The following is a 13,935-nucleotide window of genomic DNA, read 5'->3' as shown; positions in this document are numbered from 1 at the left end:
ATAACGGTGAGACGCCTGATACAATCCCACCGTTATGTCATTACAAGTAGTCCTTTAATTCATGGCTTCTCTCAATTGATCACTTGCCTTTTCAACTGATTCCTGCCACTCAGATACACTCTTATCACCAGAGACAATACTGTCAATTGTCCCAAACAAGGTTGCTGCCATACTAACTCCTTCAACAGCTTCAGTAGCAGCAAATCCGCCCATACCGGCTTTAGCTCCGTTATCATAGATACTGTAAAACAGCTTATTATCATCGCTCAATTGATCAGAAATTCCCTCAATTGGTTGGATAGCCCCGCTTTCTGCAAAGATGGCTGCAGCTTCATCAGAATATACATACGTAATAAATTCTTTTGCCGCATCTTTATTCTCTGCTGCGGATGGAACCCATATTTGTTCAAAGAACGTAAAGGCATAGCGATCACCGTTTTCTTCAACAGCAGGCAAAGCTGTCATTCCCCATTCAAAGCCCTCTGCTCTTGGTGCCTCAGCCATCTCACCGACAACCCAAGTACCATTTGGCATGAATAACGCTTTATTATCCAGAATTAATTGCTGGTTTTTTGTAAAGTCTTTATCGTTTGCATTTGCTACTGTCGTTGGCTCTGTATACTCGGCCAATTTCCCAACGATTTCAAAAGCCTTTGTCGCTTCAGGAGACTCCCATATTTTATCTTCATATGTCATCGCCTTATTATAGAAATCAGGACCTCCAACCTCTAGTAATAAAGAGTAGAAGAAGGCATCAAAATAGCCAGTGGTAGGGTAGGTGAATAAAGAAATTCCCTCTTTTTTCGCTTTGTCGCCTAACTCCCACATTTCATCCCAAGTCTCTGGCACTGTCCATCCTTTTTCTTCAAAAAGGTTAGCATTATAGAATAGTCCAGTAGGGCTGTAGAACATTGGAGCCATATATGTTTTGCCATCGTTATATGGATTTGTGGCAAGAGTTTCCGTAAAACCTGGTACAAGCTTATCTTTAACCTTCGTTTCTTCTCCATAGACATTCATATCAAGAACATCTGTAAGATCCTCTAAGGCTTTATCTTTTATCAAAGTCTCTGTTAAGGCCAGCTTTCTCCCTGTGGCCAGCATGACGACATCTGGGTAGGTACCGGCTTTCATATTAGGGCTAATGGTTTCTTCAAGATTTTTATCAACAGTCAATTCAATCGTAATATCAGGATTCGCCTTTTCATAAGCATCCTTCAGCTTTGTCCACATTTCATTGCTATAAGCTGATTCAAGCGCTGCCACATGAAGGGTTTCTTTACCTGATGCCTTTCCATCACTTGCTTCATCACCCTGGCAAGCCATTAAACTAAGAGAAAACAAAACAGTCAAAATTGACAATAGAAACTTTTTATTCATTTTTTCCCCTCCCTTTTAGTCCTAACTTGATTATAGGAATTCAGAAAACGTTTACACAACAAACATATTGTCAAATTTTTTAGAAATCTTGCTTTAAAAATTGTATGAAATTACTAATTTCAATATAATAGGGAAAAGATGATAGGGAGGATATCATATGTCTAATGAAGTATACGAGGTTCCTATAGTCAATCAGGAACATCTTCCGATAAAACTTCTTTATATTACTAAAGCAAAGTATGACATTGATTGGCATAGCACAAACCATGCGCATCATTTTACGGAAATCTTATATATTACTAGAGGCAAAGGGACCTTCATCTTTTCCCATGAGCAAGTTCCTGTCAAAGAACAGGACTTAATCATCATTAATCCGCATGTTGAACACACCGAGAAATCGTGCAATACCCATCCCCTTGAATATATCGCTGTAGGTATAGAAGGGTTTGCCTTTACAACTCCCGATAGTTCAGAGCAAGTGACATTCCATAACTACATAGAGGAAAAGAATATCTATCTTTCTTATCTTGAACAATTACTCGAAGAAGCAGAAAGCCAAAAGAATGATTATGAGTTAATCCTGCGGAATATAATCGAGATATTATTACTTAAAATGCTTAGAAAAAAGAATTTGAACTTAGAGAAAATCTCCTCTCAAAAAATCAGCAAAGATATTGCATTCACAAAAAATTTCATCAAGCAGCATTTCCGCGAGAAGATTAACTTAGACATTTTAGCTAAGGCTAGCCATATGAATAAATACTATCTGTCTCATTCATTCAAAAAACTTGTGGGCCTCTCTCCTATCGAATATTTAATCGATATTCGTATACGAGAAAGCAAAATACTATTAGAAACAACCAATTATCCAATCTCGGATATTTCTAATATCATTGGATTTTCATCTCAATCTCTTTTTTCTCAAGCCTTCAAGCGTGAGACAAATATGACCCCCTCTCAATACCGAAAAAACAGAAGCTCGAAATAGATTTCAGAGTATACGGGGTAAACGGAGAAATCCTTATAAGATTCACATAACAAAAAAAGTGCCAAAGGCACTTTTTTAGCATTTTCAGGCTCTGCGCTGCTCCCTATGCTCTGCTTCTGCCTGTTGAATGCTTGCTTTGTTCCGTTTGTTAAGATGACGGTAACCAATAGCGGTCACGACCAGTGCACCCAGGGAATCGACAATGAAATCCTCCATTGTGTCCACCAGGGCATCACGCCCGATTAATACCGTCCCATCTGAGGTGATGAATTTCTGCATATTTGTCCCTAACATGCCATCAGCCAGAAACTCATAAATTTCCCATACCGTTCCGCAAGTCAGCGCAAAACAAAACGCAAACAGTGACACAAAGAAGGGGCTTAGCGTAATTTTTATCCTCTCCATATCGTTGAAGAAATTAACAATCACAAACCCAAGCGCTCCTAACATCCCTGCGCTGAAACAGTGGAGAATCAAATCCCAATAAGGAATTTTGAAATAGAAATTTTGTACCTCTCCAAGGTAAATTGCACAAAATAAGAAGAGGAAATACAATATTTCCATAATATCAGGTATATCTAACCGAAATCTCTGTTCCACCTTAGATGGCAGAAAGATCACGAAGCTTCCCACGATGCATTGCAAAACCATCAATATATAATCACTTCGCATCCGCTCATATTCATTAGATGCCAACCCTGTTGGCGTAACAATCGCCATATAAACCGCATAAACTGTCGATATGATGAGCAAAATTAATACGGTTCTAAAAATAGCGGTCTTATATTTCTCATAAGGGTTTCTGCTTTCAGCCAAAATCGTTTCTCCTTTAAATATTTTTTCGGCCCATTTTTGCCATGTCTCATTATTATAATTGGTATTTCATCTAAATGGGACATAATCTATTCATCAACTAGGACTCTCCTTCATTACTATAATAATAAAGCAAAAAAGTGGATAAGCCAAAAGCATATACACCTTTTTATTTATATTTATATAGCAAAAACCGCAAATAGAGGCCTATTTGCGGTTTTATCCACTGTCAGCTTATGAATGATAAGCAAGCTGAGATGAATTCATCCTCAGCTTTAAGATGTGCGAGGTTGATTCATTTATTTGAGATAGGAGCTCGGGATTGTCAGCAAGGGATACCCCATATGAAGGCACCATTTCCTTGATCTTGCTTTCCCAGCCACTCATTTCCTGAGGGAAGCACTTCTCTAAAACCTTCAACATGACATGAACAGCCGTTGATGCACCTGGGGATGCGCCAAGCAAAGCAGCAACTGATCCGTCAGAGGCACTGACAACCTCTGTTCCGAATTGGAGCGTACCTTTTCCTGCGTCTGTATCCTTAATGACTTGGACACGCTGTCCAGCCACAACCATTTCCCACTCATCGCTTTTCGCATTCGGTATGAATTCACGCAGAACCTCCATCCGTTTCTCATGAGAGAGCAGCAGCTGTTCTATTAAGTATTTTGTCAATGGAATTTCCTTTACCCCTGCGGCAAGCATGGTCAATAGATTATTCGGTTTAATGGAATAGAACAAATCCATATTCGACCCGGTTTTCAGGAACTTTGGTGTGAAACCGGCAAACGGACCAAATAGCAGCGCCTTCTTGCCATCAATGAAGCGGGTATCCAGATGCGGAACAGACATAGGCGGGGCACCAAGCTTCGCTTTGCCATACACTTTCGCATGATGGCGCTCAACAATTTCCTGATTCTTGCAGACCATGAATAATCCGCTCACAGGGAATCCTCCGATATGCTTGGATTCAGGAATTCCCGTCTTTTGAAGCAATGGCAGGCTGCCGCCTCCACCCCCGATAAAGACAAATTTTGCTGTATGATATTCGACTTTTCCGCCGTCAAGATCCTGCACCTTTACTTCCCAAAGGCCATCGCTTGTTCGTTTGATATCCTTGACGATATGCCCATAATGAACTTCCGTATTCACTTTCATTAAGTGATTAAACAGCATCCGAGTTAAAGCTCCGAAGTTTACATCCGTTCCATCATCTATTTTCGTTGCGGCGATTGGCTCCGTTGAAGTTCTTCCTTCCATCACAAGCGGCAGCCATTCCTTCAGCACATTCGACTCCTCAGAATACTCCATCCCCTCAAAAAGCGGGTTATCTGCAAGCGCTTTAAATCTCTTTTGGAGAAAAGAAACATTGTCTTGCCCTTCCACCAAGCTTATATGGGGAATAGCCCGGACGAAATCCTCTGGATGCTGAATAAGTCCCTTTTGAGTAAGGTAGGACCAAAACTGCTTTGACAGCTGAAATTGTTCGTTTATGTTAATGGCTTTCTTGATATCGATTGACCCATCCGGCTTCTCAGGCGTGTAGTTAAGCTCACATAAGGCTGAATGTCCCGTACCAGCATTGTTCCACTCATTCGAGCTTTCCTCTCCCGGACTCTTCAGTTTCTCAAAGACCTTAATATGCCAGGATGGCTCAAGCTCCTTCAGCATGGAACCCAATGTTGCACTCATGATTCCCGCACCAATTAATATAACGTCTGTTTCTTTCTGTATGCTGTTCATATTACCCTTCCTTATCCCCTTATATTTGCAAAAAAACAGGTACTTTACATAGATGACACACAACCAAAAGAAGTTACAGTTGGACCTACTTTTATCTAAATTTCAATAATCCTATTTAATGTTAAACCATTCATTATTTTTTAACAATTATAAACCATTTAATTCTCAAAAAACGGTTTCATGCTCATATTCATAGGCTTTTCTATTCATTTTCTCATGCTGGCAGGTTATTTGAACCAATCTGGCGTTTCACTGTAAATAATTGAAGGAATAAGGGTAAAAAAAAGAGGTGAAAATGGTGGCCAATCATAAAGAACAAACCAATAAAAGCAGAAATATACTTTCCGGCATTCTGTTTGGAATCGGCTTTGCTTCCTTCATCGATGAAGCAGTTTTTCACCAGCTTCTTCGCTGGCATCATTTCTATGATAAGTCCACCACAGAGATTGGATTGATCTCTGATGGGCTTTTCCATGCCTTCAGCTGGTTCGCGACGATTGGCGGGTTATTTCTCTTCGCTGATTTACGGAGAAGAAAAGCACTTGAACCATTGATTTGGTGGGGAAGCATACTTCTTGGCGCGGGAGGATTTCAGCTCTATGACGGTACCATCCAGCACAAATTCATGAAGCTTCACCAGATTCGCTATGTCGACAATGTCTTCGTCTATGACTTGGTTTGGAATGTCATCGCCATCTTGATGATTATAGCTGGTCTAGCATTGATTTTATCCCCCAAACGGCGAAGGGAGGCCTCCTAATATGGTACATCATGGACATCACCTCGAAGATTTGGCTATCCTGCCTCAGGTGCTGTTAGGCCTCCCTTTTATCCTATTGCTCGTCTTATATATGGCAGCTATCGTCAAAACGAATCAAACACATAAGCCATGGCCGATACATCGTACTGTATTCCTGTGCATCGGGACCACCCTTGCCGTCATATCTGTCGCAGGGCCGCTTGCTGAGAGAGCACTTATGGATTTTCGCGCTCATATGGCAGCCCATCTCTTCTTAGGCATGCTAGCCCCCTTATTGATCGTCTTGGCGGCTCCCATGACCTTGATGCTCCGCACTTTGGATATAAGTAAGGCACGACGGATAACAAAGCTGCTTAAAAGTCGTCCGATTGGATGGATCACCAACCCGATTACGGCTGCCATCCTCAATATTGGTGGCCTATGGCTGCTTTATACGACAAGCCTCTATTCTCTCATGCATGAGTTCATGTGGCTTCACGTGCTCGTACATGTGCATATTTTTCTGGCAGGCTATTTATTTACGGTCTCCCTTATTTATATTGACCCGATTCATCACCGGAATTCCTATCTTAATAGAGCAATTGTTCTTATTCTTTCACTAGCTTGGCATAGTATTTTAGCTAAATACTTGTATGCACATCCTCCAGTTAGCGTTCCGACAGACGAGGCACAGACGGGTGCTATGCTGATGTATTATGGCGGTGATCTTGTCGATGCAGCTATCATCTTCATTCTTTGCTGGCAATGGTACAAGGCAACGAAGCCACGGGCTGCCTATACTCCAAGCACACATGCATGAGTGACGAGGAACACTAGCAAAAGGCTGCCAGCTTAATCCTAAGTGAATAAGCTAGCCGCCTTTTTTAGGCCATAAACTTACGCTGACTTGACACACCCTATATAACACCTCACAATAAAATTACCCAATATTTTACATACCTAGATCTTAATTAAGAAGGAGCGATTATTAATGGCAGCCCAATTACTCCAGCAAGTCGGTCAAATAGGCATCCCGGTGAAAGACCTTGACCGCGCAATTACCTTCTACAGCGACATACTTAATCTCCCCCTCCTATTCCAGACGGACAGAATGGCCTTTTATGATCTTAATGGCCTGCGAATCATGCTATCGTTACCTGAGAAGGAGGAATTTGCCCACACAAGCTCTGTCCTTTATTACCAAGTAGAGGATATTCAAGCTGTCTGCAAGGAGCTTTTGGCAAAAGGTGCGGCCTTTTCAGGGGAGCCCCATGTAGTGACGAGAATGGACAACATAGAGACATGGATGGCTTTTTTCACCGATTCAGAAGGGAATACGATGGCCTTAGTAAGCGAGGTATCTGTTTAAAGACACCATTAGTTTCAGAGCTCAACTGAAAAAAGCAGAGCCGCTTGCTGCGGTTCTGCTTTTTCATCTTCAACATCTGATATATCTCTACTTAGCCTCTTGCTCTTTAACCTCAAACCCCTGCAGATCCCATTTCTTTACGTCCAAAACCGCATGACCGGCAAAAACAATGCTCTCATCCTCAACGTTCGGAAAATATCGTGCCGTGAATACCTCCTTGCCTCCATCCAGGAAGATTTCCATGGAAGAATGGTCAAGGAACACATGAATCGCAGAAAGAGACGAGACCTTACTAGTTCTTGTTTCCAGCTTCCCGGTCTTAACATTTTCTCTTATTAAGCTGACCTCATCGCGAGCCTCATCATAGATAAGCTTTGCACTGTTTCGGAAGTTGATCTCAAATACCCCGCCTCTCGTTTCCACGAGCTCGATAAGGAGCTCGATTGATTTTCCGGCAATCTGAGGGTATAACTCCTCTGCTCCATCAATGGATAACCTAGTCTCTACTTTTCCTTTTCGCAGCATCTTCATTTCTTGCAAAGGACTTTGATAGATTTGTCCATTCACGTATCTGAGCTCTCTTGGCATGGTCAGGGCATGGACCCAATGGTTAGAGATTGTCGGGTGATGCTGTTCGGCTTCATCCGTGATTCCCATCCATCCAAAGAGGATAGTTCGCCCACTTTCATCAACAAAGGTTTGCGGGGCGTAAAAGTCAAAGCCGCGATCCAGCTCCGTAAATGGCCCATGGTCAAAGGTTAATTTTTGTGCATCAAACGCTCCAGAGAAATACCCGGATTGGAATAGATTATGGTATTCATGACCGGCCACATCTAACCCTTGCGGCGAAACAAGCAGAATATCCTTTCCGTTCAGGCGAATTAGATCGGGGCATTCCCACATATAGCCGAAATCGCCTAATCCATTCAGACCGCTTCCGGCTATCCGCCCCACCTCTTCCCATTCATATAAATCCTTAGAATAAAAGAGGACAGCAGCTCCTTGTTCCTTGAGAGTTTGGGCACCCAAAATCATAAACCATCCATCCCCTTGCCTCCATACCTTCGGATCACGAAAATGGGCTGTATAGCCTTCCGGAAGGTATAAAATAGGCCCGATCTTCTCAAAGTGTACGCCATCCTCTGATACGGCCAGACATTGATAGGTCTCCCGCGTCCCATCTGGCTGCTTTACATTCCCGGTATAAAATAGATGCAATTTGCCCTCCCATTCAACCGCACTTCCAGAATAGCAGCCATTCCTGTCATACCACTCACTCGGGGCAAGAGCGATTGGCTCCTCCCTCCAATGAATCAAGTCCTTTGAAGTATAATGACCCCAGAATTTCGCGCCATGGGCTGTTTCAAATGGATTCCATTGATAAAAGACATGATAGACTCCCCTGAATTGAATCAATCCATTTGGGTCGTTTAATAGCCCGACCGGCGGCATGAGATGGTAGTGCAGCCGATAAGGATCCTGCTGCACCATTTCACGAAATTTCATTACTTCCTCATTTGCCCAAAGCCTCAGCAGCTGATCATTTTCTGACATGGCAAACCCATCCTTACCTCAATTTTTAAAAGAAAAGGCAAGACGACCATCGCCTGCCTTCTTGATATCATTATTGTTCAATTTCATTCTTCATCTTATCGGAATAACCAAACATCCAGGTGAGCGCAAATGCCACCGCAACCGCAACCACATTTACAAGGATATAAGCTAGAAGCTGACCGTTTAAGTAGAGCAGAGTTCCTGGAATAACCGTGACAGACATACCTGTTGCCTCCAATTGGAAAAGCGAGGCCAGGAATCCCCCGACAGCTCCGCCAATAAGACCCATGATGAAAGGCTTGCCATATCTCAGATTGACCCCAAATAAGGCCGGCTCCGTGATCCCAAGGAATGCGGATAGGGCTGACGGGAAACCAAGCGCTTTCAGCTTCGCTGATTTCGTCTTCATGGCAACCGCTAATGCGGCGCCTCCCTGAGCGGCAGTTGAACAAGTAACAATCGCATTATACGGATTACTCTGGAATTCAGCGAGCAGCTGAATCTCAAGCATATTGAAGACATGGTGTACACCTGTGATGACAATAATTTGATTTAAACCCCCAATAATCAATCCGCTAATCCCAAATGGCCATGATAAAACAGTTTTTGCCACAGACAGGATTCCATTTTCAACTATATGAAAAATTGGCCCAATCACTAGCAAGGCTAAGATAATCATCACAAGCAGCGTCAAAAATGGCGTCAAAATCAAATCTAGTGACTCTGGCACGCGCTTTCTGATCCATCTCTCTAGTTTTGCCCCAATGATTCCGGCAATGAAGGCTGGCAACACGGATGCTTGATAACCGACAACCGGAATGAAGCCAAAGAATTCAATTGGGGTCACGTCTCCGCCCGCAACAGACCAAGCATTCGGCAGGGACGGTGAAACAAGCATCAGTCCAAGCACCAAACCGATGATCGGACTTCCGCCAAACACCCGGAACGTTGACCAGGCTATGAGTGCAGGCAAGAATATAAAGGCAGTGTCTGTCAGTACTTCCGTGAAAAGAAGGAGGTTTGCAGATACATCATCGGGCGTCAATCCAAACAGTCCAAGTATTTGCTCCTGCATCAGGAGACCGCGGAGACCCATGAACAGTCCCGTGGCAACAAGCACCGGAATGATTGGAACAAATACATCCCCAAATGTTCTGATAGCCCTTTGAAAACGCGTGCCGCTTTTGGCCGCTTCCTTCTTCTGGTCAGAGGCATTCATCGTAGCAAGGCCAAGGCCAGCAACTTCTTCATATACCCTGTTGACCGTACCAGTACCGAATATAATCTGGTATTGGCCTGAGTTAAAGAACGCTCCCTTGACCTTCTGAATGTCTTCAACCTTTTTCTGGTCAATCAGTTCCTTATCGTTCACCATGATGCGGAGCCTGGTTGCACAATGGGCCACAGAAGAAATATTCTCCCTTCCTCCGACGGCCTCAATCACTTCCTCTGCTATTCTGCGATTCTCTGACATTGCCATTCACCCCTTTGAATTTTTATTCGTACCTTTTTTAGATAATATAATTTCAGCAATGGTTTGTGGAATCGATTCCACATTAAGAAAAATAAAAGTGTAACCAATTTATGAAATCGATTACACAATTATTATATACTGTCTCTTTGTAAAAATCTATGCTCAACCTCCCTTTTTATGGAATTGCTTACATCTTTATCTATCATTATCAATATGATGCCTGCCGCTTCTTTTCCCGCCTCTTCAATCATAAAGTCAATCGTTGATAAGGAAGGGGTAATGAACTTAGACAATTCTGAAGCCCCCATACCCACAACAGCCAAATCACCAGGTATGTCCAATCCTATTTCCTTTAAATACTGCATAGCACCAATGGCTAATCTGTCCGTTACAGCAACAACGGCGGTCGGCCTCTGCTCAGATGATTCCATAATCTCTTTCATGCATGTTCTCCCAGACTCCAGGTCAAAGATTCCCGTTCTGACCCAGCTGGCAGCAACTGACAAACCATTCTCTTTCATTGCATCCAGGTACCCCTTCTTTCGCAGCACTCCGACGGCCGGGTCTGACTCGCCGACTCCAATGAAGGCAATCTCCTTATGCGCCCTCTTGATAAGTGCTTGGACAGCATCCTTGGCTGCCTGGTAATCATCAAATACGACATGTGAAAAGCCTGGCATATTCTGCCCTACCGCGACAAACGGGATAGCCAGCTCACGAATCTCCTCCATGAGCTCCTTCTCTGTATTCGTTGCCGATAGAATAATTCCATCAACATGACGGCTCTTCAACAGCCGCAGATTCTCAATCTCTTTTTCCGGAGCCAGATTCGTATTCGCTAGAAGAATCTGATAACCAGCTTCACTCAATATCTCATCTATTCCCTTTACAAGCCGGCTGGAGGTTTCCGTGCTGATCTTTGGCAGGATGACCCCAATGACCTTCGTCTTCTTCGTCCGCAAAGATTGAGCATGCTGGCTTGGGACATAACCGGTCTCTTCGATAACCTTCAAGACCGCGCTTCTGGACTTTTCGCTAACATATCCTGAATTATTCAAGACACGTGATACCGTCGTCCTCGAAACATTTGCCCTCTGAGCTATTTCCTTTATTGTTAACATGAAACATTATCCTCCCTCTAATCTATTACCATTTTACACAAATCACCTAAAAAGACATACACTTACTCAATCCTTCACAGCCTAATCATTTGGTAAATGCGTAAAATTGATTTACAATTACAACCAACGCAACATAACAAACACAACATAATGGAATCGATTCCTTAATTACACATATAAAGGTGGTAATCTACTATGTTCAAAGGCCTGTTCAAAAAGAAGCAGCCAAATGATCAAGATTCTATGCTCGTGCCGTTAAAGGGGAAAATCGTCCATCTCGAAGCTGTCCCGGACCCTGTATTTGCCGAAAAGATGATGGGCGATGGATTTGCGATTGACCCAGCAGATGGAACCATTGTCTCTCCTGTTGATGGCGAGGTCATCACAATATTTCCGACCAAGCATGCAATCAGCTTAAAAAGCAAGCAAGGAAGAGAAATTTTGATTCATGTCGGGCTTGAGACTGTCCAATTGAACGGGGAAGGATTCACACCGCTTGTCATGGACGGGCAAAAAATCAAGAAGGGTCAAGAGCTGTTGAAGGTGGATTTTGATGCCATAAAAGAAAAGGTGCCTTCTATCTTGACTCCTGTCATATTTACGAATCTTAACGAGAATGAAAAAGTCGTTGTGGAAGGACAGGAGATTTTTATCCGATAAAAAAAATCAGGCAGAGCTAGATGCTCTGCCTACAAATTCATCACGGCCCTACTTTCCCTCTTCCTCTGGATAAATAAGACCCCACTCTCTCCGAATTTCGGTCATGATATCCATGACATCCTTCGTAAGGTTCAAATGGGTCACCTCTTTATTGCCCTTGACGGCTGCTTCCATATCCAGCATTTCATAATAGAGGGCGTCTTCTGTTCGTCCTTCTTCAATGACTTCCTGCTCGCCTGTTTCTGTATAGGTGATGACCGCTTTTTGGCCTCTTGGATATTCCATGAGTTCGATATAGCCTTTGTCACAGGAAATCATCCCGCGCTTAGGCTGCTTGGAATGAAGCGTCAGAGCGATAGTTACCATTTCCTGCTTTTCATTCATCATGAGAATGCCTGCCTGTTCATCGACACCAGTTGGCGCATACTTCACTTGGCTCACAACCTGGTTTGGTTTCTCAGACATGAACCAACGCGCGAATGAGATGGCATAAACGCCAATGTCAAGCAAGGCCCCGCCAGCCAGGTTCTTGTTAAAGAAGCGGTTCTCCATATCATACTCCTTATAGCTTCCGAAATTCATCTGGATCATGCGCAGCTCACCCATTGCCCCAGAATCAATCAATGCCTTTAACTTCTTATAGATTGGCATATGGAAGATGGTCATCGCTTCAGCCAAGACGACTTGTTTTTCATCCGCGATGCGAATCGCCTCATCAAGCTCGTCACTATTGAGCGTAATCGATTTCTCGACCAATAGATGCTTGCCGTTTTTAAGCGCCTCTCTCATAAATTCAATATGCGTGTTATGCGGAGTCGTAATATAGATAATGTCGACATTTTCATCATGGAACATCTCATGAAAATCATCATATACCTTCCCGATGCCATGCTTTTCAGCAAAATCAATTGCCTTGCTATGTGTTCGGTTACCTACCGCATAAAAGGTCTTTCCCGCCTTTTTCAAGGATGCTGCCATTTCATTCGCAACAACCCCGGTGCCTAATACTGCCCAGTTCAAGTTTTCTCTCATATATTGATCTCTCCTTATCTTGCGGAACTAATGGATAAAAAATTCTCCGCCTCACAAAAAGACTAATAGGAAACGCTATGTACAATTATTCTAATATACTTATTTTTCTCTAATTTTACTATACTAAAATATATTTAGTGGAGTACTATAATAAATAAACTTCTTAGAAGATAAAGCTAGAGCCAGCTACAGGGGTTGCAGCTGGCTCGATTCACATAGATTAAAAAGGATTTGTTGCAATGAAGCTTGCCGTTTTCACATACATGCGCGGGTTAATTTTCAGCTGTCCGACGATGTATTCTGCAATGTCCTCTGCTTGAATGTATTTATTATCATCGTTTTCCTTCATTAATTCCAAATCAAGCGCAAGGTCAGTGGCAACCGTGCTTGGCGTTAAAGCCGATACACGAATATTGTTGCGGCGCACCTCCTGAGCAAGAGATTCCGTGAAACCGATGACGGCAAACTTCGATGCGCTGTAAGCACTTGAGGTAGCCGATCCGTTTAAGCCGCTTGTGGAGGATATGTTAATGATATCCCCACCATTTTTCTCAATTAATTGCGGGAGCACCGCTCTTGTCACATAGTAAGTGCCAAGCAAATTGGTATCAATGATTTTCTTCCATTCCGCAGGATCCATCTCCAGCACCTTGCCAAATGAAGCAATCCCGGCGTTGTTGATAAGAATGTCTGCTGCTCCTAATTGGCTGGTCAATGCTTCGACCGCCTCATTAACCTGTTCTTCAGATGAAACATCTGCAGCAGCATAGGCTGCTTTTACGCCAAGACGTTCAATCTCAGCAGCTGTTTCCTTTAAGGTCTCTTCTGTACGCGCGAGCAAGCCTATATGGACTCCCTCTTTCGCTAAGGCAATCGCTGTTGCCTTACCAATTCCTCTTGCACCGCCTGTGATAAAGGCAATTTTATTCGTTAATGGTCTTCCCATTCTAACAGCCTCCTTTAAAACTACCATTCTACCTTCAACTATACTATTTCGAGGGCAAGATGACTAAAGCTGTGCTTGGCCAATAAAAAAACACTGCTATTCGATTGCAGCGTTCC

13 protein-coding genes are annotated in these 13,935 nt (G+C 43.1%); 5 read left to right on the top strand and 8 right to left on the bottom strand.

Going from position 1 to position 13,935, the window contains the following annotated elements; all coding sequences use genetic code 11:
- Positions 1 to 54: 54 nt before the first annotated feature.
- Entirely contained in the window at positions 55 to 1,380 is a 1,326-nt protein-coding gene (locus CYL18_RS05250) for a carbohydrate ABC transporter substrate-binding protein (RefSeq protein WP_104848439.1), read from the bottom strand.
- A gap of 157 nt (positions 1,381 to 1,537) precedes the next feature.
- Here CYL18_RS05250 and CYL18_RS05245 point away from each other — a divergent pair, with 157 nt between their 5' ends.
- On the top strand, positions 1,538 to 2,368 hold the full coding sequence (locus CYL18_RS05245; RefSeq protein WP_104848438.1) for a helix-turn-helix transcriptional regulator: 831 nt from the start codon (positions 1,538 to 1,540) through the stop codon (positions 2,366 to 2,368).
- Between the two features lie 84 nt (positions 2,369 to 2,452).
- On the opposite strand, the gene CYL18_RS05240 is transcribed toward CYL18_RS05245, so the two are convergent.
- Positions 2,453 to 3,088: a hypothetical protein gene (locus tag CYL18_RS05240; protein ID WP_236636284.1), complete on the bottom strand. Its 636-nt coding sequence runs from the start codon at positions 3,086 to 3,088 to the stop codon at positions 2,453 to 2,455.
- Positions 3,089 to 3,415: 327 nt separating this feature from the next.
- The gene (locus CYL18_RS05235) at positions 3,416 to 4,924 is read right to left on the bottom strand and encodes a malate:quinone oxidoreductase (protein WP_104848436.1); all 1,509 of its coding nucleotides are present in this window, start codon (positions 4,922 to 4,924) and stop codon (positions 3,416 to 3,418) included.
- A gap of 295 nt (positions 4,925 to 5,219) precedes the next feature.
- Here CYL18_RS05235 and CYL18_RS05230 point away from each other — a divergent pair, with 295 nt between their 5' ends.
- From CYL18_RS05230 to CYL18_RS05220, 3 genes are all read left to right on the top strand, one after another.
- Entirely contained in the window at positions 5,220 to 5,684 is a 465-nt protein-coding gene (locus CYL18_RS05230; protein ID WP_104848435.1) for a DUF2243 domain-containing protein, read from the top strand.
- A 1-nt stretch (position 5,685) separates the two neighbouring features.
- Positions 5,686 to 6,483 carry a cytochrome c oxidase assembly protein gene (locus CYL18_RS05225; RefSeq protein ID WP_104848434.1) on the top strand — a complete coding sequence of 266 codons (798 nt, stop codon included), beginning with the start codon at positions 5,686 to 5,688 and terminating at the stop codon, positions 6,481 to 6,483.
- Between the two features lie 171 nt (positions 6,484 to 6,654).
- Complete coding sequence (locus CYL18_RS05220; RefSeq protein WP_104848433.1) at positions 6,655 to 7,032, top strand: VOC family protein; 378 nt, start codon at positions 6,655 to 6,657, stop codon at positions 7,030 to 7,032.
- Between the two features lie 87 nt (positions 7,033 to 7,119).
- Here the strand turns inward: CYL18_RS05220 and CYL18_RS05215 are convergent, their stop codons facing one another.
- The 3 genes from CYL18_RS05215 to CYL18_RS05205 form a co-directional block, all read right to left on the bottom strand.
- Positions 7,120 to 8,586 (bottom strand): sucrose-6-phosphate hydrolase, encoded by a 1,467-nt coding sequence (locus CYL18_RS05215; protein WP_104848432.1) that lies wholly within the window; start codon positions 8,584 to 8,586, stop codon positions 7,120 to 7,122.
- Positions 8,587 to 8,656: 70 nt separating this feature from the next.
- Positions 8,657 to 10,060, bottom strand: a complete 1,404-nt coding sequence (locus CYL18_RS05210) for a sucrose-specific PTS transporter subunit IIBC (protein WP_104848431.1) — start codon at positions 10,058 to 10,060, stop codon at positions 8,657 to 8,659.
- 131 nt (positions 10,061 to 10,191) lie between these two features.
- On the bottom strand, positions 10,192 to 11,181 hold the full coding sequence (locus CYL18_RS05205; protein WP_104848430.1) for a LacI family DNA-binding transcriptional regulator: 990 nt from the start codon (positions 11,179 to 11,181) through the stop codon (positions 10,192 to 10,194).
- 195 nt (positions 11,182 to 11,376) lie between these two features.
- Between CYL18_RS05205 and CYL18_RS05200 the strand changes: the two genes are divergently transcribed.
- Positions 11,377 to 11,841 (top strand): PTS sugar transporter subunit IIA, encoded by a 465-nt coding sequence (locus tag CYL18_RS05200; RefSeq protein WP_104848429.1) that lies wholly within the window; start codon positions 11,377 to 11,379, stop codon positions 11,839 to 11,841.
- Positions 11,842 to 11,889: 48 nt separating this feature from the next.
- On the opposite strand, the gene CYL18_RS05195 is transcribed toward CYL18_RS05200, so the two are convergent.
- Together CYL18_RS05195 and CYL18_RS05190 are read right to left on the bottom strand one after the other, a co-directional pair.
- Complete coding sequence (locus tag CYL18_RS05195; protein ID WP_104848428.1) at positions 11,890 to 12,873, bottom strand: Gfo/Idh/MocA family protein; 984 nt, start codon at positions 12,871 to 12,873, stop codon at positions 11,890 to 11,892.
- A 220-nt stretch (positions 12,874 to 13,093) separates the two neighbouring features.
- Positions 13,094 to 13,819, bottom strand: a complete 726-nt coding sequence (locus CYL18_RS05190) for a 3-ketoacyl-ACP reductase (protein WP_104848427.1) — start codon at positions 13,817 to 13,819, stop codon at positions 13,094 to 13,096.
- Between the last annotated feature and the right edge of the window lie 116 nt (positions 13,820 to 13,935).

Source organism: Pradoshia eiseniae, assembly GCF_002946355.1.
GTDB classification, from domain to species: domain Bacteria; phylum Bacillota; class Bacilli; order Bacillales; family Pradoshiaceae; genus Pradoshia; species Pradoshia eiseniae.
Note: the sequence above shows the minus strand (reverse complement) of the source record. Positions and strands in the feature narration are given on the sequence as shown.